This is a genomic window from Cupriavidus sp. LA-1, from assembly GCF_055385985.1.
Genome location: NZ_AP031390.1, coordinates 81,778 through 107,286, shown reverse-complemented (window position 1 = coordinate 107,286; position 25,509 = coordinate 81,778). Strand labels below are relative to the sequence as shown.

General features: G+C 58.6%; 25 protein-coding genes, 1 tRNA gene and 4 pseudogenes. 8 read left to right on the top strand and 22 right to left on the bottom strand.

Annotated elements, in window-relative coordinates:
* The first annotated feature begins 879 nt into the window (after positions 1–879).
* Positions 880–1,080 carry a hypothetical protein gene (locus ACZ5MJ_RS34735; RefSeq protein ID WP_224081630.1) on the top strand — a complete coding sequence of 67 codons (201 nt, stop codon included), beginning with the start codon at positions 880–882 and terminating at the stop codon, positions 1,078–1,080.
* Between the two features lie 301 nt (positions 1,081–1,381).
* On the opposite strand, the gene phaZ is transcribed toward ACZ5MJ_RS34735, so the two are convergent.
* The 9 genes and pseudogenes from phaZ to ACZ5MJ_RS34690 all read right to left on the bottom strand — a co-directional run bounded on the left by phaZ (position 1,382) and on the right by ACZ5MJ_RS34690 (position 6,670).
* Positions 1,382–2,623 (bottom strand): polyhydroxyalkanoate depolymerase, encoded by a 1,242-nt coding sequence (gene phaZ, locus ACZ5MJ_RS34730; RefSeq protein WP_464227361.1) that lies wholly within the window; start codon positions 2,621–2,623, stop codon positions 1,382–1,384.
* Positions 2,624–3,019: 396 nt separating this feature from the next.
* Complete coding sequence (locus tag ACZ5MJ_RS34725) at positions 3,020–3,292, bottom strand: hypothetical protein (RefSeq protein ID WP_464227360.1); 273 nt, start codon at positions 3,290–3,292, stop codon at positions 3,020–3,022.
* A 90-nt stretch (positions 3,293–3,382) separates the two neighbouring features.
* Entirely contained in the window at positions 3,383–3,769 is a 387-nt protein-coding gene (locus ACZ5MJ_RS34720; RefSeq protein WP_464227359.1) for a hypothetical protein, read from the bottom strand.
* Positions 3,753–4,064 (bottom strand): H-NS histone family protein, encoded by a 312-nt coding sequence (locus ACZ5MJ_RS34715; RefSeq protein ID WP_464227358.1) that lies wholly within the window; start codon positions 4,062–4,064, stop codon positions 3,753–3,755. The genes ACZ5MJ_RS34720 and ACZ5MJ_RS34715 overlap by 17 nt, the downstream gene beginning before the upstream one ends.
* Positions 4,065–4,329: 265 nt before the next feature.
* Complete coding sequence (locus ACZ5MJ_RS34710) at positions 4,330–4,941, bottom strand: 3'-5' exonuclease (RefSeq protein WP_464227357.1); 612 nt, start codon at positions 4,939–4,941, stop codon at positions 4,330–4,332.
* Between the two features lie 17 nt (positions 4,942–4,958).
* Positions 4,959–5,043: transfer RNA gene (locus ACZ5MJ_RS34705), tRNA-Leu, on the bottom strand.
* 495 nt (positions 5,044–5,538) lie between these two features.
* Positions 5,539–6,051: a hypothetical protein gene (locus tag ACZ5MJ_RS34700; RefSeq protein ID WP_464227355.1), complete on the bottom strand. Its 513-nt coding sequence runs from the start codon at positions 6,049–6,051 to the stop codon at positions 5,539–5,541.
* A 114-nt stretch (positions 6,052–6,165) separates the two neighbouring features.
* Positions 6,166–6,308, bottom strand: a pseudogene (locus ACZ5MJ_RS34695) (IS5/IS1182 family transposase); the annotation flags it as partial.
* A gap of 62 nt (positions 6,309–6,370) precedes the next feature.
* Positions 6,371–6,670, bottom strand: coding sequence for a hypothetical protein (locus ACZ5MJ_RS34690; RefSeq protein ID WP_464227354.1), 300 nt, complete (start codon positions 6,668–6,670; stop codon positions 6,371–6,373).
* A 376-nt stretch (positions 6,671–7,046) separates the two neighbouring features.
* Here ACZ5MJ_RS34690 and ACZ5MJ_RS34685 point away from each other — a divergent pair, with 376 nt between their 5' ends.
* Together ACZ5MJ_RS34685 and ACZ5MJ_RS34680 are read left to right on the top strand one after the other, a co-directional pair.
* Entirely contained in the window at positions 7,047–7,979 is a 933-nt protein-coding gene (locus tag ACZ5MJ_RS34685; RefSeq protein WP_464227353.1) for a transcriptional regulator, read from the top strand.
* A 41-nt stretch (positions 7,980–8,020) separates the two neighbouring features.
* Positions 8,021–8,209: pseudogene (locus tag ACZ5MJ_RS34680) on the top strand (sigma factor-like helix-turn-helix DNA-binding protein); the annotation flags it as partial.
* 107 nt (positions 8,210–8,316) lie between these two features.
* Here the strand turns inward: ACZ5MJ_RS34680 and ACZ5MJ_RS34675 are convergent.
* Positions 8,317–8,559, bottom strand: a complete 243-nt coding sequence (locus ACZ5MJ_RS34675; protein WP_464227352.1) for a cold-shock protein — start codon at positions 8,557–8,559, stop codon at positions 8,317–8,319.
* 251 nt (positions 8,560–8,810) lie between these two features.
* Here ACZ5MJ_RS34675 and ACZ5MJ_RS34670 point away from each other — a divergent pair, with 251 nt between their 5' ends.
* Positions 8,811–9,071: an XRE family transcriptional regulator gene (locus ACZ5MJ_RS34670; RefSeq protein ID WP_464227351.1), complete on the top strand. Its 261-nt coding sequence runs from the start codon at positions 8,811–8,813 to the stop codon at positions 9,069–9,071.
* 189 nt (positions 9,072–9,260) lie between these two features.
* Here ACZ5MJ_RS34670 and ACZ5MJ_RS34665 read toward each other — a convergent pair whose 3' ends face one another.
* From ACZ5MJ_RS34665 to phaP2, 3 genes are all read right to left on the bottom strand, one after another.
* Positions 9,261–9,635, bottom strand: a complete 375-nt coding sequence (locus tag ACZ5MJ_RS34665; RefSeq protein ID WP_464227350.1) for an NUDIX hydrolase — start codon at positions 9,633–9,635, stop codon at positions 9,261–9,263.
* Positions 9,636–11,093: 1,458 nt separating this feature from the next.
* Positions 11,094–11,837, bottom strand: a complete 744-nt coding sequence (gene phbB, locus ACZ5MJ_RS34660; protein ID WP_464227349.1) for an acetoacetyl-CoA reductase — start codon at positions 11,835–11,837, stop codon at positions 11,094–11,096.
* 134 nt (positions 11,838–11,971) lie between these two features.
* Positions 11,972–12,538 (bottom strand): TIGR01841 family phasin PhaP2, encoded by a 567-nt coding sequence (phaP2, locus tag ACZ5MJ_RS34655; RefSeq protein WP_464227348.1) that lies wholly within the window; start codon positions 12,536–12,538, stop codon positions 11,972–11,974.
* A gap of 941 nt (positions 12,539–13,479) precedes the next feature.
* Here phaP2 and ACZ5MJ_RS34650 point away from each other — a divergent pair.
* The gene (locus ACZ5MJ_RS34650) at positions 13,480–13,854 is read left to right on the top strand and encodes a PHA-granule associated protein 4 (protein WP_464227347.1); all 375 of its coding nucleotides are present in this window, start codon (positions 13,480–13,482) and stop codon (positions 13,852–13,854) included.
* Between the two features lie 407 nt (positions 13,855–14,261).
* Entirely contained in the window at positions 14,262–16,301 is a 2,040-nt protein-coding gene (locus tag ACZ5MJ_RS34645; RefSeq protein WP_464227346.1) for a bifunctional diguanylate cyclase/phosphodiesterase, read from the top strand.
* Between the two features lie 662 nt (positions 16,302–16,963).
* Here the strand turns inward: ACZ5MJ_RS34645 and ACZ5MJ_RS34640 are convergent.
* The 8 genes and pseudogenes from ACZ5MJ_RS34640 to ACZ5MJ_RS34605 form a co-directional block, all read right to left on the bottom strand.
* Positions 16,964–17,302, bottom strand: coding sequence for a phasin family protein (locus tag ACZ5MJ_RS34640; RefSeq protein WP_464227345.1), 339 nt, complete (start codon positions 17,300–17,302; stop codon positions 16,964–16,966).
* 170 nt (positions 17,303–17,472) lie between these two features.
* A complete protein-coding gene (phbB, locus tag ACZ5MJ_RS34635) occupies positions 17,473–18,216 on the bottom strand; it encodes an acetoacetyl-CoA reductase (protein ID WP_464227343.1) in 744 nt (247 codons plus the stop codon).
* 231 nt (positions 18,217–18,447) lie between these two features.
* A complete protein-coding gene (locus ACZ5MJ_RS34630; protein WP_464227342.1) occupies positions 18,448–18,621 on the bottom strand; it encodes a hypothetical protein in 174 nt (57 codons plus the stop codon).
* Positions 18,622–19,546: 925 nt separating this feature from the next.
* On the bottom strand, positions 19,547–19,705 hold the full coding sequence (locus ACZ5MJ_RS34625) for a hypothetical protein (RefSeq protein WP_464227341.1): 159 nt from the start codon (positions 19,703–19,705) through the stop codon (positions 19,547–19,549).
* Between the two features lie 391 nt (positions 19,706–20,096).
* Positions 20,097–20,303 carry a hypothetical protein gene (locus tag ACZ5MJ_RS34620; RefSeq protein WP_464227340.1) on the bottom strand — a complete coding sequence of 69 codons (207 nt, stop codon included), beginning with the start codon at positions 20,301–20,303 and terminating at the stop codon, positions 20,097–20,099.
* A gap of 119 nt (positions 20,304–20,422) precedes the next feature.
* Positions 20,423–21,409 (bottom strand): IS5 family transposase, encoded by a 987-nt coding sequence (locus ACZ5MJ_RS34615; RefSeq protein ID WP_464222743.1) that lies wholly within the window; start codon positions 21,407–21,409, stop codon positions 20,423–20,425.
* A gap of 467 nt (positions 21,410–21,876) precedes the next feature.
* A complete protein-coding gene (locus ACZ5MJ_RS34610) occupies positions 21,877–22,200 on the bottom strand; it encodes a hypothetical protein (protein WP_464227339.1) in 324 nt (107 codons plus the stop codon).
* Between the two features lie 560 nt (positions 22,201–22,760).
* Positions 22,761–23,416: pseudogene (locus tag ACZ5MJ_RS34605) on the bottom strand (SDR family oxidoreductase).
* Positions 23,417–23,467: 51 nt separating this feature from the next.
* On the opposite strand from ACZ5MJ_RS34605, the gene ACZ5MJ_RS34600 reads away from it, so the two are divergent.
* Positions 23,468–23,809: a hypothetical protein gene (locus tag ACZ5MJ_RS34600; RefSeq protein WP_464227338.1), complete on the top strand. Its 342-nt coding sequence runs from the start codon at positions 23,468–23,470 to the stop codon at positions 23,807–23,809.
* A 490-nt stretch (positions 23,810–24,299) separates the two neighbouring features.
* Here the strand turns inward: ACZ5MJ_RS34600 and ACZ5MJ_RS34595 are convergent.
* Positions 24,300–24,467: pseudogene (locus tag ACZ5MJ_RS34595) on the bottom strand (diguanylate cyclase domain-containing protein); the annotation flags it as partial.
* Between the two features lie 49 nt (positions 24,468–24,516).
* Here ACZ5MJ_RS34595 and ACZ5MJ_RS34590 point away from each other — a divergent pair.
* Positions 24,517–24,792, top strand: a complete 276-nt coding sequence (locus tag ACZ5MJ_RS34590; RefSeq protein WP_464227336.1) for a hypothetical protein — start codon at positions 24,517–24,519, stop codon at positions 24,790–24,792.
* Positions 24,793–25,509 lie beyond the last annotated feature (717 nt).

Below are 25,509 nucleotides of genomic sequence, written 5' to 3'. Positions count from 1 at the left end.
CGGATCGTTGGTCCAGCCCATGACTTGCCGGCATCTCCCCTGCCCGCCCCAGGTAATTCCTCGGCATGGCGGTCGCTGACCGGCGGAGGGGGCGGGGGCGGTTCAAAACACCCTGCCGCTTCCAGTGCCACCAGTGGCAGCCCATTCCCCACCGACTTGCGCCCAATACGGCGGCACGTCATCGCCGCCGGCGCACGGGCGCGCAAGATGCCCACATTCGGAGACCCTCCTCTTCATGGCTCGCAGAAACGGGTACGCACAGCCACAGGCGGATGCCATGGACACGTATTGGCGTATTCAGACGGTCAGCGTTAAGCGAGAGGAAAATCGTGGGATCAAGATATCGGGCGCGCCGGATAGGCGATGTGGTGGGCCCCTCGTGAGTCGCACACAGCGCCAACGGATTATGCGTCCGCTGTCGTAACGAAGCATGAGCTAGAGCCCGATACTGCAAGAAGGCAAAGAATTGGCCAGTGCTCGGTGGGGCCTGTCCGGGCCGATCAAGATTGGGCGCCGGTTTGCGCCCATCCTGCCTCAATCGACCGGTTGTCGAGGGCCACTACCGGCCGGGGCGAAAGATCACGCTGAAGCCTCCGGTGTCGCGACGGTCCGTGCCACTTTCTCCGGCTCGCCATGGTGTCGCGAAACGCCTTAGACAATCAACCAGCGATGTATCTCAGCTTCGCTCCGCTGCATCGCAGCACACGTGGAGCTTGATTCCGCCGACAAGACGGTTTACGGTAAAGGCTCGGTGTGCGCATACTCAGCGCGTCCTCGCACCGAGTTCACTCAGTGTCGTTCCGACCATCCTCCGTGGAACTCCATCCACGGACCAGCAGTCGTAGTTCCTTTTTCCGCCCCCCGACAAAGGAGCCTGACATGCTCAGTCCGCATGAAATCGCCGCGCTGCTACTGCTTGGCGATGCGCAAGACATAGACGATCTCGAACCAGAACAACTGGACGGATTGCTGGTCCACAAACTGGTGACGATGGAGCATGGCCATGGTAGCGGTAATGCCCACCCTCGCCTGACGAGTCAAGGGGCTTCTATGCTTGAAGCCCTGCGCCGCATTCCGTAACACGGCGCGTCCGGCAGGTGGTGCGATCTTCGTTCTTGGCTCCGGGAATGAATCGTGTCTACCTCCGTGACTCGAGAAGAGTTGTAATCGAGAGGCCCCTATCACGTTGTGAGCTATTTGTCGCGAAGGATAGCTCACGCGAATGCCGCGGATCACCATCCAAGCGGCAGTCGTAAGAATTCGATGTCGGCCGTCCACGATGACGTTGCTCACCACTGGGCCTAGCAATACCGCTTCTCCAACGAGGCACAGGTGATGCCAACTGTGGTGTTTGCATGATGGTCGCGAGCACCGCGGCTAGTTATGTATCTTGCCGAGTTAGGGCGCGGATGCCAGGGTATATCTCGGAGTGCCACCGGGGGCCAGCGAAAAGATCGTAGTGGCCGCACCGGCGCGCTGTCACGTGCTGCTTGTCGCGTGCCGCAATGCCTCGGCACAGACCGTGCGCTGCCTGGGTCTGTCCGCAGCCGGTAATGGCGTCGTGGTCCCCTTCTATGGTCAGTAGCCTAGTAGCGCGGATGTCTTGCGGACGCACGGGCTGGCCTTGCACGAACCAATTGCCGCGCGCCAGACGGAATTCCTGGAACACGATCTGGATGGTCTCCAGGTAGAACTCGGCCGCCATGTCGAGTACAGCATGGTGCGCATCGCAAACGCGCCGGAGGGCTTCGGCACGCTCGTAGTCACCCAGCGCGAGCTCCAAATAGTAGTTCCAGTGCGACGCCACCAAAAGACCTGGCTGTGCTGCCATCAAGCCGGCAAGCTGCAGGAAGTTCGGGTACACCTTGCGACCGGCACCGGCGTAGCGATCGGGCACTGTATAGATCAAATTCCGTTGAAACCACACGAGCGAGTGGTCTGCCGCCACTTTCCCAACCGCGGTGGGGCTGCGACGCGCATCAATCGGCCCGCCGATGAGGATCAGGCTTCTGGGAGTCGGCTCATCCGCGCTGGCCAGTAGGGAAATAGCCGCCAGGGCCGGCACGGTGGCCTGACAGATGGCGATCACGTGTAGCTGTTCCGCCGCGCCAATCTGACGGATAAACGCCTGCAGTTCGGTGACATAGTCATCCAGGTGAAACGGCCCGGCCACCAGGGGCACGCAGCGCGCATCAGACCAGTCCGTCACATAGACGATATGCTCGGACAACAAGGTTTCGATGACCTCGCGAAGCATGACGGCGTGATGCCCAGCCAGCGGCGCACAGACCAGCACAGCAGGTCTTGGATGCAAAGCGGCGGCGCCAAGTGCAACCGGATCAGGTGCGAAGCGCAAAAGGCGGCAAAATGCCCTCTCCAGGACGACTTCCTCGACCACGGGGATGACGCAGCCGTTGTGCTCGACGGCTGCGATACCGAACCCCGGCTTGTCGTAGATTTGTCCCAGACGGGACAGCATTTCGTAACCAGTGGCAAAGGCGGGAGCGCCCGGTATCTGTGACAGCGGGTTCTCATGATCGGAAAACGCGCTTGCCGCGTTCGCTGCCCACACCGCGAATGGCGCGAACATTGCGCGCTGATACTCCATGAACCGGTAGAGCATGGAGGCCTCCAAGAAAGTACACCGGGCTGGCCGGCGGCCACGATTCAAGCTCCAGACCTCATCGGTCCAGATCGCTTTGATGAGGGCGATGTCGAGGCAGACGTTCCGCGGGATCTCGTCTGCGGCCCCCATACCTATGCCGGTGCAGGGGCTGTACCAGAGTTTCACTATAGGCGGGACAGCTATTGCTGCAGTGCCAAAGATCGGTGGAAAAACTGATTCCTTGGGTCGCGGCGATCATCGTCGATGTAGGGCGCTTGTCCCTCCGATTTACGCTGTATGGCTGCGTGTCGCAGATTTGGCGACGTGTGCGTGCTCATTCCTGAGCCACGTCGGCTCAGCTTCATGAGATCATCCAGGCGTCCATGGGCCGGACAGACGATCATCTGCACCAGTTTATGATTTCGTTGAGGCGGCGAGCGGCGCACCAGACGCCGAGGCCGTCATGGTGTGGCGGGCGTTCGCAAACAGGTAGGCGTGATGAGATCGGGCTGTGCCGAAGACCTGCACCACGCGCGCCAGCAGCCGCTTGGTATTGGCACGCACGTCGATGGGCTCGAGAGCCAACCGCAGCACGCCAATTCGAATCATCGCATCCAGTCCCCGAGCAGTTGGGCAGCATTGCTGCGCCGCCGGGAGCGGCCAGTGCACGATCAGCGTGCCGCGCAAGGCGCTGGAACTCGATGCGGCAATGGCTGAACATGCGGAGGGATTGCCCCATGGCCGAACCACTGCTTCGGTCCCTGCCGGCAAAGGTGGCTAGCGTGACTGTTCTCGGATGATTTCAACCTGCTCATCGATAATGGCCAAGAGCTCGGATACTGAGCCGGAGAAACGCTGTCGTACCTTCTCTCGTGTTTTGCGCTCGCTGGCCGAACGCACGAGCTCGTAGCTGCCACTTTCTTGCGAAAGACGGATGACTCGCAGTTCCTTGCTGGGTGGAACCCGCAGCCAATAAGAATACCCATTCCTTATCCCTTTCTCTGTACGTTCGCGAGGAATCAGGTATGGCCGGGCAAGCATGATCTCGGCGTGAATCGCTTCAAAGGACATGGCGCTGCGCTCAAAAAACGAAACCCCTGCATTGCGGGCAGGGGCGAATTCCATTCTGGGGTGCAGAAGCTGAGGTTTAGGCTTCTTCTGCAATCAGGAATCTCTTGGGGTTCTTGCCGAGCCAGGCCGGTTGGCGACCACGGCCGGACCAAGTCTTCCCGGTCTTGGGGTCGCGGTACTTAGGGGGCAGCTCCGACTTTGGCTTGCTTGCACCGCTGCCCGCTGGACGGCCGCGACGGCGCTTGGAAATGTCTTCGACCGTCAAGCCATACTCCGCCATCAGGGTCTGAATCTTCTCGATGACGCCCGCTACTTCATTAGCGCGTACCTCGTCCAGTTGGGCTTCGAGGGCCTGCTTCTGGGACATGAGTTCCTTATAGGATGCCATGCAAGTTTCCTTTCTAGTCGAGGGATGAGAGAAGATATTTTAAAGCTGATCAAGCTTACACGCAAAATTATTTACACATCATCATCATAGGCCACCATCCAATGGAAAAACATCGATGTAATGCCGCCTGAATTCAAGAAAATGGGTCAGGAGTCAATCTTGGACAACGACCGATAGAACGTGAAGCCAAGGCTGCCTCAGGCTTTCGCCAAAGTGGATCTTTTATACGGAGGCCGTTTGGTAACCGGTGGGTGATGATTGGCGTCTAGGCCTCACCTAGCGAGCGCAGGAGCGTCGGGACCTTAGCCCTGCTCGTGGCCTGCACACGGGCGATGAGTGCGTAATCGACCTGCCTCATTCCGTACGTCTGAGCGATATCGTGTTGCAGGCGATGCCACAGATGGCCGGTCATCTCAGCGTCGGCCATCGCTCGGTGCGCACGCCCGGTCACAGGTAATTGCAGCATATCGACGAGTGTCGATAACCTGTGATTTTGAGCGTGTGGGTAGATATGCCTGGAAGTGAGCATCGTACACGCGAAGTGCTGATTGGCTGCGATGTCCAGTAGCCCAAGCTCGGCTTGCCAAAACCTTCGGTCAAAACTAGCATTATGGGCTACCACCGGATGTCTGCCGATAAAACGGGCCGCTTCACTCATGACCTTCGATGCAGCGGGCGCATCTGCAATCATGTCATTGGTTATTCCGGTCAGGCTTACAACCTGCGAGGGGATACGCCTTCCAGCGTTCATCAAGCTTTGATAACGGTCGACGATCTGACCGTCGCACAGCAAGATGGCGGCGAACTCCGTGGCTCGGTCACCAAGACTTGGCGACAATCCCGTCGTTTCAAAATCCAGAACCGCAGCCGTCTGCATCCTGCTTCTAAGTTTTTTGGTGCCGACGGCGAGACTCGAACTCGCACAGCTTTCGCCACTACCCCCTCAAGATAGCGTGTCTACCAATTTCACCACGTCGGCTGGGGAGAAACGTGTCGAGTGTGCACCCGATCAACGAGCCAGTGCCTCGAAATCCGGGGGCCAGTGCGCCGCAGACCAATCGGGAGTTCTCCGACACCGCCCCCGGGAGGTACCGAATCTTCTGGTAGCAACCTTGCGCGGTTACGAGCCACGTCACAAACTTCGGGAGATCCCAAGCCGGCCTGCCTTGCAATGGTGCATCGCATGTCAACACCGCGACGAGCACCGATAAAGCTCGCTCGATAGAAAGGTGTCGACCACGCGGGGCGTCCGGTGCACGCCCCCCGCTGTGACGGGCGCTTCTGAATACCGAGTGGATATCCCCTGCTGCGGGACATTCACAGGTTGCGGCCGGCCTGGTCCTCGCCCAAGTTGGCTGCCTAGACTAGGTCACCACCCGGCATTAGATGGCCTCCTAAAGGAGCGTCCTTGCACCCATCATCCGGTCCCACGATCTGGCTCGGACAACATTCACCGAGTTGAGCGCCATCATTGTCAAAGGGGGAGTTGGTCGCGAAAGGATTCCTCGATATGCGCCACCACGGATGGCGTGGCGGTCTCTCGCAGCGTTTCTAAGAACGCTTCAAAAGCTTGTTCGACGGAACTCCGATCCGTGGCCTCGATAAGACGTGTCCGAATTGGATGCTCTCCCGTGCCCAACGTGCGCACCATGACATCCATCAGATACATTCGAGCTGCGGCAAGTGAGCGCTTTCGGAATTGCATATTCTGCTTCGCGCCAGAAGGCAGAGATGCTACAGATGGCTGGACATCGCTGACATGGCCAAGCTCGCCAACGTGCTGGATAAGTCCCGCTTGCTGTAGCGCATGGACGGCCTCCGACTCAAGGCCAAGCTGGCGAGCGCGCACCAACAGGTCCCTCGCGCTGGTTCGCCCGTCCACCGTAATGAGGAGCGCCCGAGTGCGACGGTCCAGCGTTCCTATTCGTGAGGCTATTTCCTGCCGACCGGCAGCTGTTTTCTCGAACCGCCCAACCAGACCTTCCATCGCGCCCTCCCTACGGCTGGCGGAAAAGTAAGACAGGAAGGTTACAAAAGCATGAATGTCCAGCCCGAAACAGCGGGGAGGTCAAATGAGCGCCGTGCGACTTACGATTTCAGCGGGCTGGGTTCGGTCGGCGGTCTCCAGTGCGTCGAGATAGCGCAGGATGCTCTGCTCAATCTGCTGCTGGCGCTTGTCGATCTTGCCTGGCGTAAAGTGCGGTCCCGACTGTTGACTGCCTTGAACTTGCTGCTGTCGACGGCCATCGGCCTGCTGGCCCATTCGGACGCATATCCAGTCCAACTCGATTGGTGGCTCCGGCAGGCTAATCCCGGCTATTGGTCGTGACGGTGCGATGCCAGGAAAAGCGCGTAGTCCAGGACGGACTGATGCGATAGCTCGCCGACGTGATGAACAGGCCGAGAGTCCGCGTGACGCCGCCACCACCGTCGTGGTCCCGCGCGAAATAGGGACCAAAGCCGATGCCAAAGGTCAAATGGTCATTGAAGAATGGCCGCACCAGCCAGGCTTGCGCTGCCAGACCCTGCCGGCGCACGACCCGGGAGTCGCCGTCGTTCAGATAGGTGGCCGTGAGGTCCTCCCAGCCAATGCCGTTCGCGCTCATGATGCTCTGACTGCGATGGCGCCGTCGCATTCCTGCGATACCTCTATTTAGAGGGATGCGCCCTGGCGTCAGGGCATGTGATCATTACTTCGCCGGCGGGTTCCGCGATCAGCCGGCATGCTCACAGTCCCCGACCACTTCGGCCGGGGATTTTTTCTTTGCTGGCTGCGCCACCTCTCGCGCGCCAGCGCCTTGAGGTTGCATTTTGCGCTACCCCACTCAAGGGGGGGGGTGAGAGAGGGGCATACCCCTCGTATGGGGGGAGAAAACATCCGGATTCGCGCGGAGAATTCATAACCGCCTAGTTTGTGCAGTGCACAAAACGCTGATGCGGCTCAGCGTTTGTGCGTCCTTCACTTAACCACGCGGTAGAGGCATGAAAAAAGAAGAACTTAAGATGGTATTTACGCGTGAGCAATTGGACCGGTATTTCGCGTCGTACGTAGGGATGGAAGGGGGTAATCCGGGCGCGGCAGTTTGGTTCTGTGACAGCTCACCGCATCCGACGGCGCAGTCGCTAATGGCCCCGCTCGTTCCGCACGCGCAGCCCCGCGCCTGGGACGATGCGTACCGAGACGGGCACCGCGACCACATGGCGCGCTGGCAGTCGCACCAGAAAATCGCGCGGATCATGGCCGCGGCACGCGCACACGTCCTCAAGGCCCCCTTGGGTGAGCGGGACTGGAAACATTACTTCGACCATCATCTGTACGCGCCGTACGGCGCGGAGTTCAAGCTCAGTCTGTTTCCACTGCCTGCCCGCGAGATCAACCAGACACCCTGGTCGAAGGCATTCCGCGGCCAGCCGGAGCTGGTGCCCAAACAACGTTACCTCGACCTTTGCCGCGGCGGCCGGCGCTTCACCTTCATCGATGAGATCCGCCAACTCTGGAGGCCAAAAGTGGTGGTTTGCCTGGGCGAGCGGCACGCCGACGATTTCGCACAGGCGTTCGCCCTCGAGGATGTGCGCGGCACCGACTACATCCTGCAGCCCGCTGACTTGCCGAAGACCCTGCGAGTGCTGGAGAGCGACGGCACCGCCTGGATCATCTGCCCGCCTCTGGCCGGCGCAGCGGGACTGACGTCTGACGTGTTGCTTGATGCGATGGGGCAATTCATAGCTGGCTGGCTGCAACCGGCCGATGTTCCTGCGCTCTGCTCGGGCGCAGCCACATGTATGACTAGGGAGAACGTAGCGATTGTTGGTGGGCGTGCGTCGGCGATGCCGCAGTCCGGTTTGAGGAACTGCGTGCAAGCAAAGACTTCCCCATTCGGCATTGCCGTGAGCCAAGACGTGCGGCCAAGCTGAGCTAGTCGCCGTACTAAGCGTATCGGCTAGCACCATCGTGGTTGTCGCCGCGCGAGGCCAAGGTCCTGCGGATGCGATTCGGGCTCGATACGACCTCTGACCACACGCTTGAAGAGGTCGGCAAGCAGTTCGACGTGACCCGCGAGCGGATCCGTCAGATTGAAAGCAAGGCGATGCGCAAGCTGATGCATCCCAGTCGCGCTGACAAGTTGAGGCCCTTTCTCGAGCGCTGGGCAAAGGCGAGGAGTACGCGCCCCCTTTCGACGCTCCAGACCCACAGCGATCACGCATCGGGCCGATCGCTGCCCTGGCAGGACGCGTTTGCGGCGCGAAAAACTTACGGCGGTTTGATGTTCGCTGCCTGTTTTCCCTTGGGACCTTGCTTGACTTCAAAACTGACCTTCTGGCCCTCCTGAAGTGATTTGAAGCCGTTTCCCTGAACCTCGGAGAAGTGCGCGAACAGGTCATCGCCGCCGTCGTCCGGAGTGATGAACCCAAAACCCTTCGCATCGGCCAGAGATTGCGCGGTACGGACCGGCAGGCATCGAGTGTGCGCCCCGTCATGGAGGACGGAAGCCATGGCGACACAAGGAGATTCCGTCAATAGTCCGCCACGCAGAACAGTGGTCCGAGGGCAAGCGAAACTAGTGGCGCGCGAGACATCTGCGTGCTGATCACGCACGACAAAGCCCTGTTACCGAGTCTTATCGCCCGCCTCCCGGCTACGCCGGCCTCGCGTTCCTTCGGGTCAACGCGCTGTAGCTAGCCGGAAACCATATTGGCAGCGACGCTTGATGGCCATGTTCAAGAACAACAAGATAGGAAGTCCACATGTTTCGATTCGAGTATGGGCCGACCAATGTCTACGCTCAGCTTGTCTTCGCAGACGCTGAGGAAATTCCGCTTAAGGCGGAAATCGTAAAAGACATTACGGTATCTATGAGAGCCGCAGGAATTGCCGTGTCCGACGCTGCAACCCTGCTTGGGACGCTTCAATCGGATTTCGCCCTGGTTCTCTGCGGTAAGTTTCAAGATATTCGCGCAGAAGAGTTGCGCGGTTGGCTCGCTAGCCTTAGCTCCCGCTTTTTGTGATAGCTGCGCCACTACTAAGAGAGGATTGTCCGGCCGTGTCGATACTGGGCTCTGCAATCGCCCGCATGGGGGACGCCGACTGGCATCCACGCTGAGGCCGCGCAATCCTGGCCCTCATGCCGTTCGTCCTCGCTTCGATGCCGCGCTATCGAACGGCCACCTGCTCTCCGCCATCGGCCCCGCTAGCATCTAGCGTCGGTGTAGCTGAAAAATCGACTCGACGATTTGGCGCGTTGTAGGACTGACGATGATCTCAGCCATCTCCAAAAGCGAGAACCATTGGCAACGCAAGATTTCCTTGCCAGGCCTCGGGACAGCAGTTCTGCCAATGTTTGCTCCGAAAACGTGATGCACTGTCGTCGCGCCAATTACCTGAAACAAGAACACCAGTCCCTTGGCAGTCAAGGCCGTCTCTTCCTCCAACTCTCGGCCTGCGGCATCAGCGAATGCCTCCTCTTTGCTCGGGCGCCCACCAGGCAGAGCCCACTTGCTTCCGTCCCTAGAAACGAGTAGCACACGGTCGTCGCGTACGCAAACAACTGTGGCCCTGGCTTTGGCTTTCACAAACTGCCCCTGCAGTGGAAGTACGCGCAGAATGCATCAGAGTCGCCTCTTGGTAAAGGGCCTCCTGGCAAGGAATTTGCTGCGGTAGCCTCGCCTGAAATTCACCTTGTCCGATCCCGAGGGCCCTTGCGGAATGCTTTGCTTCCGTCTCCCCGGTACGTCCCACACTCCGGGATGGTTAGGTTTTGTCCAGTAAAGCGTAGACTGCAATCAGACTCCTTTTGAACGGGAGTAAGGGATGAGGAACGTAATCTTTCATGAGCCGGGACACCCGGAACAGCCATGTCATGGAATGCGCTATTACGCGCTTCTGGCAGCCCTCGTGGCGACGGCTGGACTTTTCTATCTGGCCTGGTCGGGCTTTCGCATCGTGTGAAATGCAGTTGATGCGGTCGGAAAGGGCATGCAGCAGTTACAACCGCTCGCCACCGCCTTGCGGCCCCACGGGTATGTCAACGCAGCGCGCTGGCGCTACTTCTGTCCGGAGCTCCCAGTCAGTCGTCCTGCCCCGCGTGACTGCGCGAGATCGGATTATCCAAGCGGAGGACAAATCCTGTTCACAGCCATCGGCGCCTTTATGCGAAAGAGATGGCACAGCAGTCAACCGGACCGGTTAGGTTTACTGCGAACTCAGGACTCCATGCAATGGGCGCGTCGCCCCTCGTCAGTATCCACAGCTTTTTCGGAAACATGCCGATTCTGCAGGCGGCTATGTATCGCCTCGCATCGGATCAACTTCGTTGCCGTGGATTCGTTGTCCGCACTGGCAACACCAGCTTCCGCAGCGACCCGCAGATATACTTGCCGGGATACAAGGGCGACAATCACAATGATGGCGCCGATGCCGAAGGCTCGGACTGTAATTTGGAGGTATTGCCCCATGGCGAAATTGCACCGTATAGCAGGAGGTGACTGGCAGTGAGACTACACGAGGATGTCTCGTGGCGGTGTTACACCGTTGCAGGGTTGACACAATACGCTTCGCCGGGGCGGCGGGTGGATAGCGCGTTGAGTGACCCCGCATGGCGGTCCGGAAGAGAATGTCGAGAAAAGTGATCGAGGCCTTACCGACCGGCCGCTACTGGGCCACGCCACGCGCGCCCTTCCCGCTGGACGGTCCCAACGGCCATGACGAGGTCTTCCCAGGCGCCTAATGCATTAGCGACGGCAAATGGGTGACCTTCTATAAGGGCGGGGGAGAAGTATGGGCGTGCAATGCCGTGTATGCCGCCGCCCATTTCGACTTTGCACCGGTTCCAACCCGCCGCTCGCCGACGGACAACTGAGGGTTCGACGGGTCTCCAGGCCGTGGGGTACGTTTTGCACCCTCAAACGGTCGGGTCCATTTTTCGCGGACCGGGCAGTATCAGCTTGTGCGACTGCACAAGCCCTCGTCGATCTGCCAGCGCAGCTAGCAATGATGCTCCGCCCCAGTTCCGACCTGAGCGGAGTATCGTTTCACTGCATGTGCTGCCCGCCATTGATGGCAATGTTCGCGCCAGTCACGAAAGCGGCTTCCTTGGAGCAAAGATACACGACAAGCGCCGCGACTTCCTCGGGCCGTCCCAGACGGCCAACAGGAATTTGCGGAATAATTTTGGTGTCCAGAATTTCCTGCGGCACCGCCGTGACCATCTTGGTGGCAATATAGCCCGGCGAGATGGTGTTGACGGTCACGCCACGCTTAGCCACTTCGAGCGCCAGCGACTTGGTGAAGCCATGCAAGCCGGCCTTGGCGGCCGCGTAGTTGGTCTGACCGAAGCCGCCTTTGGACCCAATGATGGACGACACATTGATGATACGTCCCCAACCCCGCTCGACCATCCCGTCGCAGACTGGCTTCGTCATGTTGAACACGGAGTCAAGGTTGGTGCGGATGACCGCATCCCAGTTGACCTTGTCCAGCTTCTTGAAGCTCGCGTCACGCGTAATCCCGGCGTTGTTCACCAGTATGTCGATGAAGCCCAGCTCAGCGCGAATCTTGGCCACACATTGCTGGCACGAGTCATAGTCGGCGACGTCGACGGGATAGGCGTGGAATTTCCGGTCTTGCTCTGCCATCCGCGCAAGCCAGTCTGCGACACCGCTGTTGCCGGGAGAATGCGTGACAGCCACCAAATAACCAGCGTCCTGGAGCCGGATGCTGATGGCCTCGCCCAGACCGCCCATACCACCCGTGACTACGGCAAGCTTTTTGGTCATGTCTCCAATCCTCTATGTCTTGGTATAACCGCATGGATGAGGCGAGGCCCAGCGCTCTTCACCGAGAACCAGCATCCTCCGAGAATTTGGCCCCCTCGGCACCGTGAATGCGCCAACCAGGAGCCAAAGCTGACCTACTTCGCAGCTGCCGAAGACGCCTGTGCTGCACGATGTCGCGCGCCTTTCGAGGCTGCCGCCGCAGCCGTATTGAAACCATTCTCGGCTACTTCCATGGCCTGCTTTGCCGTCGACTGCATCGACTCATAGAGCGTAGTAGTCGCCTTCACGGCCTCCTGCCAGGCGGCCAGAGGCGCCGCCGAGCCCGATGGGGTGTTGCTCACTGCGCTATCAATGAGATTCTGCAACTGGCCCTTGCTTGTTGTGTATTGGACTTCGGCGACCTTCTCGAACTCTGCCCGCGTAGCCGCAAGAATGTCCTGCAGTTGACGCCGATACTCCAAAACGTTGTCGGCTGCAGGTTGAAATAATTCGATTTGCAATTCGACGAGTTGTTGCGGGTTCTGGACTGAGAGGGTTTTCATTACGCCCTCCCGGGTCTGCGCCAGGGTCGTCTTCATTGTTTGGAGGTTCAACTCCATCACTCTTTCGAAGCCCTCAACGGCCTTGTTGGTTAGTCCGACCAGGGCTTCAAGGCCCGCCAACTGCGCTTTCGTGTATTGTTCTGCGGTCCACTGAGTCATCTTGCATCTCCTAAGTGCGGCCCATCCCCTGAGCTAACCGGTGGTTAGGCGTTATGGTGGGAATCAAGTGAATGACAACTACAATGTCGCGCCCTCTTGCGGCGGTCGCCGACGTGAAGGCCCAAGGAAGCGTCGATGCCGGCGACTCTCTATGGGACAGAGCGATGCACTTATCGACAGGCCTGCTGTGCTCGGCAAGCCTTCGCTCGAACCCGGTCTAGGGCTTTGCGAACAACGTATCCTTGGATTGTGATCCGAGGTCGGCTACGGTTTGGCCCGAGCCGCTCCAGCGTAACCAGTTGCCGCGCGCACAGTGCCTCCACATCCGCGCTGTCCAACTCCGCAGGGTCAGGGCTGTCGTTTACCAGTACCAGGGTGGCGAACTCATGATGACTCAGCACATTCGTCTCCTAAGCTATTGGTCTAATAGTGCTACGGGACTTCACTACCGTCCGTCCGTGACAGCTGGCCTAGCTAGTACTGGCCGCTTGGTTGCTCTCGGACGCAAAGGTCTGGCTGGTGGGCGCTTGTGCCATCACGCCCAGAAGGGACATCTTAGCTGCTCGCAACATACTGTTCAACGACTCGAAGGCATGTCTGTGGTAATCCCTAGTATCGATTCTTCCCCTGCATGGGACTGCCCCCTCCGAATCAAAAAAAGAACCCGCGTTACCGGAGTGGTTACGCGGGTGGTAGCAGGACTACAGGGCCAGTCTATATTGACTTAAAATTTTCTTACGTCAGAATTAAGAGACATTTTTACCTTAAATCTGAGGGAGACTACACGACTCCCTGTGGTGACAAGCGAAGGCGTTTGCGAGGCCAACGCTGGTGACGCTGGACTCGCCATAGACCAAGGTGCAAAGAACAGCATTGGGTTGAACTCAACGGGACGCAGACGCCAACTGGCGGCCGCGTCGTGGACTTGAACGGGGGCAGGAATGACGACGGCTCGAGCTGGGACCAGAGGGGAAGCCATCAGGCTACTTGAGGCAAAAGGGGTTGGACTCGTCGAACTGGACTACGAATCTGGCTGGCAAGACGCTTCTGAACTCAGTCACCTGGGTGAGAAGGCTGGAGTCCGCGTTGAGTATCGCGGCCATGAGAGTATTGCCGTCAAGTCGCCGGCGGCACTTGTCGCCGGATTGAAGCGCCCAAAGCTAACGTTTCGTCAGCGCAATCTTTATTGCCAGTTTGCGCTGACCGAGTTGACTGCCAGCGAATTGGCAGCCTTGGAAGCGAAGGCCATGAGGCTTGGCGATTACATCCTGGCCGGGCATCTACTACGGGGCACCGATACTGTTTGGGCCGAGTAACCTCGATGCATGTTCCTTGATGTCGGCCACGCTCTGCCATACCGTGACGGCCGATTATGCAGCCATCTTCCCGACGGTTGACCCGTTGAAGCCTGCCACGATGCCGCCCCGCCTGACTTGTCAATGCTTTCTTCCATCGGCCAACTTGTGCGTCAGTTGTGGGTAGCTGTGCGCCTGACGGCTCATTTTCGCCATGACTCGTAGGGGAAGCAAGTTGCTCCCGAGGCCGCGTCTGGTGGCTCTCACCCCAAGTGTGAAAACGCGCATGCCCCTTCGGAATTCCGCTAACATTGAACATTCGATGCCCCATTCGGGTGAGCAGCCAATGGTCGCTCCTCCGTCAACGTTCCGAACAATACGGCTCGCCTCCAAGTAAGGCGGCGAATTAGACCATGAGCGATTAGCCAGTGAAGAAGAGCAAGGCTGAAGGAATGGTGCGCTGGTCGTTAAAGTCCAGGGTGGTCGCTTCAACAGTCGTTGTGGTTCTTCTTCTCGCGGTCCTGCTGATTCTGGTTGCACGCCACTACGTCTTCGCCAACCTGAAGGATTCCCTGCAGGCACAGCAGGATGCACAGGTCAAACTGGTTGCTGAGCAACTTGACGACAAATTCGAAGTACGTGTCCTCATCCTGCGCCGGCTTGCCGAGCAGCTTGCCCCGCTGCTGGACCGTGACCCGGCGGCGCTAAAGCGCGTCACTGAGCAGGCCGCTCCCATTCCTGAATTGTTCGATTGGGTATTTCTCGCTTGGCCGGACGGTAAGCGGGCATTTGATACCAGGCCGATAGACCAGAGTCCTGATGTTTCGGACCGGCGGTACTTTCAGGACATTCTGCGCGGCGCATCTGTTGTCATTTCCGAACCGGTGATAACTAAGGTAACCGGTGCGCCAGGCATCGCCATGGCCGTACCTGTGCGCTCGGCTGATGGACGCGTTCGGGCGGTTCTTGTGGGAAGCTTGTACCTCCAGCGCGAAAACTTCCTGAAGGCGCTGTCCCGGAGTCGCATCGGCATAACCGGAGCCTATTGCCTTGTCTCGTCCGGGCAGTCCCCTCGCTACGTCATCCATGCTGACCCGGCGAAGGTACTTCAACCTGCAGCTTCCGGACATGAGTCATGCGGCACCGACCAGGCCATCTCCATATGGGAATTCGCTTGGCCAACGCGGCCCATTGTGGCTCGACATCGACTTGAAACAGCAGGGTGGGAGCTGGTTGCCACACTCCCGGCCAGAGAAGCCTTCTCGCCAATCATCCGTGCCAGGCTAAAAATTCTAACAATGGTAGGAGCAACCTTGGCTATTGCTGGATTGCTGATGTGGCAGGTAGCCAGACGCCTGCTGGCTCCGTTGGAGAATCTGGAGCGGGCCGTGCAGGAAAGCGCGATGGACTTGCCAGCGCGCGCGGCGCTTCCTACCTCCAGAGCAGACGAAATCGGCGCCCTAGCCAGGACGTTCTCTAGCGTCATGGGCCAACTTGCCGAACACACGAGTGCCCTGTTGAAAGCAAGGAAGCTGGCGGAGGAACGGGAAGCACGCATCCATGCCATTGCCAATCACATACCGGATTTCGTTGCCTATCTCGATAAGGACGAACGCTACGTGTTCGTCAACCAAGCGTACGAACAGCGATTCGGGATGTCTGCGGGTGAAATCATCGGTCTGACACCCAGGGGCCTTTGGGGCGAAGACCATTATGCGAACGCGATAAGGCCTCACCTCAAACTCGCGCTTTCAGGCGAGCTGGTCACGTTTGACGCTGAGCATCCTGACGAGAACCCGCCTGTTTTTTTTAAGGTCACTTATCAGCCTGCCTGGAGTGGGACGGCTGACGCCGTCGTTGGCGTGCATGTGTTCGCCAGAGACATAACGGTAGAGCGCCAGAAGATGCGGGAGCTCGAACAAAAGACGGTGTCAGACTACCTGACTGGCCTGCTCAATCGGAAAGGCTTTGACCGACGCCTGGAATCGGCCATGGCACTGAGCGAGACAAGCGGGCGGATAGTGACCTTGCTCCTCGTCGACCTCGACAACTTCAAACTTGTGAATGACACTCACGGTCATCCGATAGGCGATAAGCTTCTGAACGTCCTCGCGACGCGCCTTAGGTGCTGTGTTCGCGAAACCGACGCCGTCGCCCGGATTGGCGGCGACGAGTTTGCCGTGATTTTGGAGGAGGTTTCTGGCTTGCATGCAGTGGAACGTGTCGCCGATGCGATAATCGCGGCGACCTCCGTGCCCTGCATCATTGATGACCAGCAGATTACATGCCGTACGAGCGTTGGTGGTGCGCTTCACAAGCCCGGCGACGGCAACACTAGGAACGAGCTTTTCCTGAGGGCGGACACCGCACTTTACGCGGCTAAACACGCCGGCAAAGGCCGCTTCGTTGTCTTCGGTAAGTCGCGGACGATTTCTTCGGATTCCAGCTCCCGCCCGAGCGCAGATTGAGCTTGCCCCTTCCAGGGCTTTGGCTGATGACGCGCACAAACCTAGAATCGAATCGATGCCGGCCCCTGCCATTTTACGGCGGTAGACCGTGAAGCGTTCATCAGTTTTGGCCGGCCGAGCTACCGTCAACAGCGGACTCCAGCTGCCTGCCTCCATGCGCGCAATGGGAACCTTCTCCTTGAACTCCACAAACCAGTAAATCACACGATTGCGCAGCAGGATATGGACGATGGACATCTCCCCAAGCGCTGCGCCCAAGGTACGACTTAACGAGCGGCACACCTGTCATGTTGCTCGGCCGGCCGCGCTTGCAGGACACCAGTCCCGACGGGCCTTCCTGCCTATAGCGTTGCCGCAACCATTCGCAAACGGACACTCGGGCGCCCAAACCGGTCGACGCTTCGTGGGCCGAAAGAGACGCCCCCGATCACGTGAGAATCCGACCGTTCCGTAGTCCGTAGCGGCCGCTTGCCTATATCCCTGGCAGCAGGATCAGGCGGAAGCCGTAGTCTTCTTCGAGGGTTCTTCTTCGAGGAGGCACGAGCCATCACACCGACTTGCTGGGCGGAATTCGTTGCCACAGTGGCCCCCTGAATGTTGGATTCAGCAATTTCCCCAGGCTGCGCCGGCCGGCGCATTCTTGGCGAGGTGTCGACAGTCCCTCAGAGCTTCTGTGAGCCCTCCGTCAGCATGGCCTTTGCCACTTCGGCAAGCTCTTTCTGCGTTTCCGAGGTGATCTCATAGAGGTGGCGCGCGTAAGCCATAGCCTTCTCGCCAGCCGGCTGCACCAGCGACGCGTGCACCTCGAGAAATTCCCGCGGCTCTTTGGCGGAGAGCACGCGCCTAGCGCCGTCCAGATTCTCCGTCAGAGCCGTTCTCGCGACCTGCATATTCAGCTCAACCAGCTTCTCAAAGCCCTCGATGGCCTTGGATGTCAGGCTGTACAGGGATTCGAGGTTGGTCTGTTGTACCGCCAAAATTTGTTCCTGAGTAAAGATCACGCTGCTCTCCGATTGTGATGATTTATCGCTCTTCCGACACGCGTTTGGACGCTCAGTCCTCTTCACTTAAAAGGCGGGGGACTGATGGCGAATCGGGTGTGAGGTAGATCTGTATGTGCTCCCGCGATATGGAGTCACAAAGGGGGCAGAATCATGTTCCGCCCCGTCGGTCATTGCATGTGCTGCCCGCCGTTGATCGCAATGTTGGATCCGGTCACGTAGGCCGCATCCTCGGAGCACAGATAGGCAACCAGGGCTGCCACTTCCTCCGGCTTGCCAAGACGCCCCGCCGGAATCTGAGGCAGGATCTTTGTATCCATGATCTCCTGCGGCACAGCGGTGACCATCTTGGTCGCCAGGTAACCCGGAGAGATCGTGTTGACCGTCACCCCTTTGCGAGCGACCTCCAGTGCCAGCGACTTCGTGAACCCGTGCATGCCTGCCTTCGCGGCCGCATAGTTGGTCTGCCCGAACGCACCCTTCGAACCGTTGATGGACGAGATATTGATGATGCGCCCCCAGCCGCGCTCGACCATGCCGTCACACAGCGGCTTGGTCACGTTGAACACGGAATCCAGGTTGGTGCGAATCACGGCGTCCCAGTTCACCTTGTCCATCTTTTTGAAGGCCATGTCGCGGGTGGTGCCGGCGTTATTCACCAGGATATCGACCTGCCCGACCTGGCCAAAAATCTTTGCCACCGTTGCCTGGCAGGCATCGTAGTCCGCAACGTCCATCGCGTACGCACGGAAATTGCGGCCGGCAGCCTCCATAGTGGCGAGCCAGTTGTCTACATTCGGGTTGCCTGGCGTATGCGTCACGACCACGTCGTAGCCGGCGTCGTGCAGCCTGAGGCTGATGGCCTCCCCTAACCCGCCCATACCGCCAGTCACCAATGCAATGCGTCTCGTCATCCTGCTTGTCTCTCACAAAGTTTGTCTGACCCCTGTCTTCCGGTCGTCCCGATTCTGTGTTCGGCTTTCGACCCATACCACCACGTATGCACGTGGCGCCAACAAAAAACGCTACCGCGCCAGCTTAGCGCGGTGATTTTTCAGTTTTGTGTCATTCGCCTGTCTGGGGCGCCGAATGGTGCTGGATACCGGCTTGGCCGGACAACCCTCTTTTGGGTGTAGGCGCTGCAATCACCACAACCGCGAGCTAAGGCGCGCGAGCCAACCGCGCAGCTCATCTGCGCCGATGTCTTGAAACTTGCCGCAGAGAACCAGGGCGAGATCCGACGGAAGTGTCCCGAGCATGGCTGCAGCGTCGGACACGGTAAGGCCCGCGGCTCTTATACATGCCGTCATGTCCTTCACGATTTCCGCCTTTAACGGAATTTCCTCGGCGTCTGCGAAGCCAAGCAGTGCGTAGACATTGGTCGCCCATACTCAAATCGAAACACGCGGGCCTCCTCCTATCTTGTTGTTAGAACATGGCCCTTGAGAATCGATGCGCCAATCTGGTGCCAGCCGAGGGCAGGATTATTGGTGCATACATTCGACAAGACAATCGGGGAAACACTTAGGTGCTTCTCGGTCGCAGGATTCACCGTCTTCATCACGTGACCAAGCTCTTGCTCACCTCAAGGAGGGCGTTATGCGTGAAGGAAAGATAACCGCGGACCGGCTGACTGCATTTTCCGACGCGGTCTTCGAGGTGATCGTGACCATCATGGTGCTGGAACTCTAGGCACCGGATCAGCCGGTGTTCGCGGCCCTCTGGCCGCTGTGTTGCGCGCACTAAGCTCGCGTCGTCCCCAGTAATGCTTTACGCCGGGCTGTTTGTTTGCATTGACATTGCCTACAACGTCTTCGAACACCAGATATTGGCTCGTGCGGACGCCACGCAGGTGTCGGCTCGGATGCGGCGTATGGCAAGGCGCCGATCACTCGTCGTCCTTGCAGGCTTCACAACCGCAACGCTGACTGCGCTCGTCGCGCCGCGCCTGGGCTTCGGTCTCATATGCGTGGCGTTGATACTCCACTTGCGACCAGATGTCTTAGGCAATCGGTCGTGACGAAGCCGACCAGACACACGGAGGTCGAGATGGATCTGGGCATGCATCTTTGCGCTGACATTGAAGACCACTTACCGATCTTCCGTCCGCACCCTCGCCTTGCAGCTTTGGTCGTGCGCTATCGAGAGATAGTGCGGCGTCGCTACGACTCCATGGCCGTGGGCTTACGTCTGCGCCAGGCGCCGAAGCAGCGGACAAGCTAGCGTTCGCCCGAGAAACGCTTGCTACCGGCCCGCCCTCTCCCAACAGATTTCGACTTCGGTGCCAGCCGGCATATCGCGCCAATGCCGGGTCAGGATGAAACCCTGCTGATGTGCCACGTTGAAAATACTGGGAAACGGCTTCTGGTCGATTCTAGTGGAGACGGGGCGGTCTGTGGCCATCTGCGTTCTGGCACCCTGCGATAAGGGGCCGTTATCGTGCCTTGTCTTCGTGTCCCGGCGGCGAAGTGCAAATGTCCGGCCATCGTCTCCGCCGCATCGTACAGGTGGCAGCGTGAGAGAAGAGATATCGGATTCAGGTCAAGCACCACCTGTCCCTAAGGTTTCGCATTACCTCCTGCTAGGACGTGCAACAAACTCGTGGTGACCGGATACAGACGCTTGTAGTGTATCGCGCCTCGAAATTGCCTTTGTGACGCCCGCCTTCACTTGAGTAGCGATATTTCAACTCTTTGATTCGCAATAGATTCTTTGGGTCATACTGCCGGATCTAACACGAAAGGGACGATCACCCCTGCCAAGAGGAAATCGCCAAGCAAGGGCTACTTTCGTTCTAATTCGGGTAGAGATCGCGGATCGGCGGCGGATACTGGAACACCAAAACGGCTTCCAGCTTCCCGCGGGCATCGATCCTGAACACCTCGATGAGGATACGCTGCTCGCGATGATCCAGGCCAGTGACGGGATAAAAACAATGGCCATTCCACTCGATTAAGCTGACTTCGAGGGGTGATTCAATACCTAGGGAATCGCTGATCAATGAGGTTTGCGCTTGATGTTGCACAAGCCAAGGATTTCGGTTTTCGCAACGCGGGAGAGATGGGCCGATTCAAGCCATTTTTCTCTCGTTTGGCACCATTTCTGGCGCGCTTTGCGCGCTCAGGACGGATTGCTCCCCTGTGAGGCCAACAACAGCTTCCTGCCGAGCACCAGATTCGCCAGACCAAACAGGCTGAACAACTGTGCCGTGTTCTTGACCAGGCCCTTGTAGCGAACCTTGCGATGACCAAACAGATTCTTGATGACGTGGAACGGATGCTCGACCCGCGCCCGAATCTGGGCCTTGGCCCGCTCGACAGCGATCAGCAAGTCCTTGACCGCACCGTCACGCATTGCCTTAATCTTGCCGCGCTTGACGGCCACGTGCCACTTCACGGACTTGCCTTGCATCTCCTTGCGCTTGTCCACGCCCGTGTAGCCCGCGTCGCCAAACGCGTGCTCTTCGTAGCCATGCAGCAAGGCATGCGCCTGCGACACATCCGACTCGTTGGCCGCCGTGCCCACCACGCTGTGCACCAGCCCCGAAGTCGCATCCACGCCGAGATGCGCCTTCATGCCAAAGTGCCATTCATTACCCTTCTTGGTCTGGTGCATCTCCGGGTCGCGGCTCTTCTCCTTGTTCTTGGTCGATGGTGGCGCCTCGATGATGGTGGCATCCACAATCGTGCCTTCCTTCATCATCAGCCCCCGCTCGCACAGCATGATGCCGATCTCGTCAAACAGCTTTCGCGTCAGTTCATGCTCGACGAGCAGGCGGCGAAACTTCAGCAGCGTGGTCGCGTCTGGCACCGCTTCGACCGCCAAGTCGATCCCGGCAAATGCCCGCATCGCCATGCTGTCGTACAGCGCGTCTTCCAGCGCCTCGTCCGACAGCCCGTACCACTGCTGGAGGAAGTAGATGCGCAGCATCCGCTCCAGACCGATCGGCGGCCGTCCACGTTTTCCCTTGGGGTAGTACGGCTCGACCGCCTCAATCAGGCGCGACCACGGCACCAAACTCTCCATCTCCGTCAGGAAGCGCTCGCGTCGCGTCACCCGCTTCTTGCCGTGGCTCTCGGCTTCCGCAAAACTGATCTGTCGCTTCATCTCCGACTCATATCGTGGGCATGCACATGACAACGCTTGCACGCCAGTCAACGATGACTGCCGCGCTGATTAAATCAGTCTTTCCCTAAGCGACGCGCTTGCTCGGTTAGACGTGAATCGAATACCAGATCGTCAAGTTGGTCCATGTCGCTCGGTGAACGTCGAGTTCGCTCCTGACGCCTCAAGTCATGAGGGGCCGCCATATCACCCGAGACAAATGGATCAGTCAAACGTGGCTATTATTATATTGGTGCCTACGTGAAGGGTACTCTTCAGGTCCAGCAAAGCAATGAGCCGCCAGAAAAGTCCCATCCCTAACGATGGCCCGGGGGCAGCGTTGTCCGATCGGATTCCGGCTTTCCAGCCCCACAGGCCGTACGTAGTCCACCCAATGCCGGAGTTTTCCTCGTCTTTCCAGCGCGCGATGCCCTATTTTCGACGGTCGCCCCCCAATAACATATAGAATGTCATTCCTTCTGGGCAGTCAAGTATTCCATACTGACATCGTTGGTTTCGGTGATGGCATACTGTTCCGCCAATTGGAGCCAAAGACGTTCAGCCTCAGCATCGAAGCATGGCCAGCCGGACAGCAAGTATCGCCGTCCGCTTGCGGTTGTGCCCACGCCGGTGACAACGTCAAAGGACTGGATGGCCGTACTCACACGTCCCGTCTGGGTTTCAACACAGAATCCGACGAAATATCGATCACCTCGTGCTGTCTCCCGGACCCGCCAGCGTTCGAGCGTAACCCGTGGTTGCCTGTCCACAGGCGCAACGGTTTTAGACAACATGCTAGGTTCGTTCCATTATGCGAATACACCTCGGTTGGCGGGCGGCATTGCGGCCACATGAAAGCCGTTGCGAATCTTCGGTGTCGATGACAGCTGCAATGGAACTTCGCTATCGCCCGTGGCAGTAGGCCGAATCTATTCTCTCTCGGACCCTGGGGTCTGGCCTGCGCGCTAGTCTTAGCATTCGCAAAAAAATTCTAGCTCTTCACTGCCCCCTGTTCAAGGGTTGGAAACCCATGTTGGTGACAATACCGAGCTTCTTGAAACTACCGATTACCGCGCATCTACTGAGCTGTCGCATACCAGACCAGCCAGATCGGGCGTGATTCGTCTGCGGCCAGCAGCCCACCTGAACTGCGAGAACACTTTAAGAACCTCGTCTGGAGTCAGCGCGATCATGAAACCGCAACCGGCAGATAGGGGCATAAGTGATTCGTTAATACGGCTTTCCAGCAAGGTGGCTGGGGCGGATACCAATGCGGTCAGCTTGCTTCCGCCCTTGGCCGATTCCTCTTTGAGCAGTCCACCGCCTTGAGAGCGACAGACAGCCCAGCGGTACTTTAGCCCATATGCTGCCCGCCGTTGATGGCGAGATTCGCACCGGTCAGGTAGGCCGCATCGTCCGAGCAAAGGAAATCGACCAGTCCCGGCACTTCCGCTGGCTTGCCCAGACGCCCCATTGGAGTCTGCGGCAGGATTTTGCTATCCATGATGTCTTTGGGCACGGCCATCACCATCTTGGTGGCCAGATAGCCCGGTGACACCGTGTTGACCGTCACGCCTTTCCGGGGAGCCAGCGCCTTGCTGAAACCATGCACGCCGGCCTTGGCTGCGGAGTGGCTGGTCTGGCCAAAGGCGCCCTTGGAACCGTTGACTGACGAGATGTTGATGATCCGGCCCCAACCGCGCTCGACCATCCCATCACAGAGGGGCCTGGTGACATCGAACACAGAGTCGAGATGGTCTTCATCACCGCATCCCAGTTCGGCTTGTCCATCTTCTTGAACGCCATGTCACGGGTAATACCGGCGTTGTTCACCAGGATGTCAATGCGGCCGAGGTTGGCCAACATCTGCGCCGCGCATGCCTAGCAGCTTTCGTAGTTCGCTACATCCGCCTCATACGCGCGCATCTCTCGATTGCTCTCCGCCATTGATGCAAGCCATTGTGGGTGGCGACTTCCGGAATTTATGGGCAGTCCGGATTGGTTTCTCACGGCTTTAGTGCATTACAATTGCCTATCCTGCTGGCGACTGGAGGTTCCCCTATGACTCACGATCCAGCGTTCCAACGCAAAAGCCACACCGAGGATGATAGCGCGCTTCGCGACGAGGCCACGCGGTGGATGATGGAGTTGCCCGCCCATGTCCGGCCAGTCGAGCTCGGGCGTAGGTTTCCACGCATTATCAATACCATTGCCGCCAAATGGTTTGATGTGATCGGTTGTCGCCACTACTTGAACAGCTTGCAGTTCGACGATCGTTTCGGCCGCCAAGGCTTTTCGTTCGACATCTTGCAGGAGATTGATGTGCTGCGCCAGCACTTTGACGCAGTCTACCCGCCCGACCCAGATGTCTGGCAGAACGCCTTCGACGCGGAGAAGCGTTGACCCAGGTCCACCCGACAGCCCGTTTTTGGTGTCATCACAACACCCGTGGCGCAGACCTTAGGCGTCGGCAATCCGACCGGGCGATTGGCAGACCTTAAACCGACCATTTGACGTTGCGAGCTGTTGCCTGTGCGACTTCGCAGGACTTGGTGAGGAAGACAACCGTCCAGTGCACGATTTGACCGGCTGCGCGCGTCATCGCAACCTTATTAGGTTGGGGGCCGACTGCGGTAGCTCCGGCGGTAAAGGGGGTTGGCTCGAACATCCAGTCTCGAATCAATGTTTTTTGCAGCGGCGCGCCCGACCGCCTTCTCGCCGCTCTCGAACGGCTGTCGCATTTGCCTCAACAGCGGCAGCTTGGGTATTCGTCGTGTGCGTCGGTCGCGCGCGCGAGTGCCCTTGAAAATTCAGCAAGTACGTACTGGAGGGGCATGGCAGGTGATGTGGCCCTTGTTAAAGGGACGTATGCGACCTCCCCAGGCCGCCGCTCAACCACGAGGGCCGGGAGCCCTTGCTCTTGCCGCGCGCGCTTCCACTCAGCTCTTAGACATTCGTCGAAGTAGCGTCGGTTGGAAAGTCCGGTAAGACCGTCAGAGTTGGACAGTCGCTCGAGCTCCGAATTGGATGCGAGCAGCAGCTGCTGGCTGTGCCGCAGCGCCACCCGACGCGTACCTGTGCCCATCGATCGGGGCGACGTGCCGGTGAGAATGACCAGCCGCGAGCACGACGGGAAACGCGTCGAGTCCGAATCAATCAGTAGTCAAGCGGCAAATCGCGCCTTACGGAACCGATTTATCGCCGACAACCACTTCGACCATCCAAACCAGATGCCGCTGCATGGCGGTCACAACTGGGTGCGCATGGGGTTGCCGGGGCCTGCCGCGCCGCTGGTGGTCTATAGGGAGGCGAATGGGAATCTAGGGTTCATGCTCAAGTTTGTTGGCGAGGAAGGCCAGGATGCCACCAGCCTCAAAGCGCCCTGAACAAACCACCTACACAAAATGGCTTCGCTGTGCGCGGCGCTTGGCGAGCGCACAGACGTTTCTCTTCTGCTGATCCTGTGCAGTGTTCAACTTGCCCCGGGGTCTGACTTTTAACCAAATGGAAAATGGTCAAGGCGATTCAATCCTGAATCAGTCATGTGCGGCTGCATTAGCCTGTTTGCATGATGGGCTCACGCGTCTTGGTGCACTACGCTCGTCGTAAAGATCACACAGATGAAGCCGGGGGGAGTCATGGGTGACCGGAAGCCGCGCGGGGAGAGAGCGCCGACCGACCTTGCACTATGGGACGCGCTGGCACAAGACATAGCAGTTGCATCCCCGCCATCGCTCGGACACTGCAACACAAGACAACGCCGACCGCGCATTCTGGCATTCCTGACCTGTATTTCGTTATTGGCTGGAAGGTGGCTTCTGGCCTGCCGTGTAACAGGCTGCCGGAAAGACCGCTTTCCAGCAGCGGGAGCTTTCAGCTGACCAGTGCCGCCGCGGGCATCCCACATCAGCGGCTGGAGTTGGTTCGCTTTCATGAGCAACACTGAATAAAATGCCGACGCAATTGGTTTATGCTCAATAGATCCCTTCACACTGCGGTTGTTATGGTCGATTTAACACTATCGACGGATCCGAGTTCGAGTCCTCGGAAGTGGTCCTACGAGGAAATGACAGCAACGACCGAGAAAACGATGCGGCTTATCC

What these genes read in the sequence shown, in the direction of transcription:
- ACZ5MJ_RS34625 (WP_464227341.1), bottom strand. Translation starts at nt 19,705, where the DNA reads ATGGCCACAGACCGCCCCGTCTCCACTAGAATCGACCAGAAGCCGTTT.
- ACZ5MJ_RS34590 (WP_464227336.1), top strand. Translation starts at nt 24,517, where the DNA reads ATGACCAGCCGCGAGCACGACGGGAAACGCGTCGAGTCCGAATCAATC.
- ACZ5MJ_RS34700 (WP_464227355.1), bottom strand. Translation starts at nt 6,051, where the DNA reads ATGGAAGGTCTGGTTGGGCGGTTCGAGAAAACAGCTGCCGGTCGGCAG.
- ACZ5MJ_RS34675 (WP_464227352.1), bottom strand. Translation starts at nt 8,559, where the DNA reads ATGGCTTCCGTCCTCCATGACGGGGCGCACACTCGATGCCTGCCGGTC.
- ACZ5MJ_RS34670 (WP_464227351.1), top strand. Translation starts at nt 8,811, where the DNA reads ATGTTTCGATTCGAGTATGGGCCGACCAATGTCTACGCTCAGCTTGTC.
- ACZ5MJ_RS34615 (WP_464222743.1), bottom strand. Translation starts at nt 21,409, where the DNA reads ATGAAGCGACAGATCAGTTTTGCGGAAGCCGAGAGCCACGGCAAGAAG.
- phaP2 (WP_464227348.1), bottom strand. Translation starts at nt 12,538, where the DNA reads ATGACTCAGTGGACCGCAGAACAATACACGAAAGCGCAGTTGGCGGGC.
- ACZ5MJ_RS34690 (WP_464227354.1), bottom strand. Translation starts at nt 6,670, where the DNA reads ATGAGCGCGAACGGCATTGGCTGGGAGGACCTCACGGCCACCTATCTG.
- ACZ5MJ_RS34610 (WP_464227339.1), bottom strand. Translation starts at nt 22,200, where the DNA reads ATGTTGTCTAAAACCGTTGCGCCTGTGGACAGGCAACCACGGGTTACG.
- phbB (WP_464227343.1), bottom strand. Translation starts at nt 18,216, where the DNA reads ATGACGAGACGCATTGCATTGGTGACTGGCGGTATGGGCGGGTTAGGG.
- ACZ5MJ_RS34685 (WP_464227353.1), top strand. Translation starts at nt 7,047, where the DNA reads ATGAAAAAAGAAGAACTTAAGATGGTATTTACGCGTGAGCAATTGGAC.
- ACZ5MJ_RS34715 (WP_464227358.1), bottom strand. Translation starts at nt 4,064, where the DNA reads ATGGCATCCTATAAGGAACTCATGTCCCAGAAGCAGGCCCTCGAAGCC.
- phaZ (WP_464227361.1), bottom strand. Translation starts at nt 2,623, where the DNA reads ATGCTCTACCGGTTCATGGAGTATCAGCGCGCAATGTTCGCGCCATTC.
- ACZ5MJ_RS34710 (WP_464227357.1), bottom strand. Translation starts at nt 4,941, where the DNA reads ATGCAGACGGCTGCGGTTCTGGATTTTGAAACGACGGGATTGTCGCCA.
- ACZ5MJ_RS34600 (WP_464227338.1), top strand. Translation starts at nt 23,468, where the DNA reads ATGACTCACGATCCAGCGTTCCAACGCAAAAGCCACACCGAGGATGAT.
- phbB (WP_464227349.1), bottom strand. Translation starts at nt 11,837, where the DNA reads ATGACCAAAAAGCTTGCCGTAGTCACGGGTGGTATGGGCGGTCTGGGC.
- ACZ5MJ_RS34650 (WP_464227347.1), top strand. Translation starts at nt 13,480, where the DNA reads ATGACGACGGCTCGAGCTGGGACCAGAGGGGAAGCCATCAGGCTACTT.
- ACZ5MJ_RS34735 (WP_224081630.1), top strand. Translation starts at nt 880, where the DNA reads ATGCTCAGTCCGCATGAAATCGCCGCGCTGCTACTGCTTGGCGATGCG.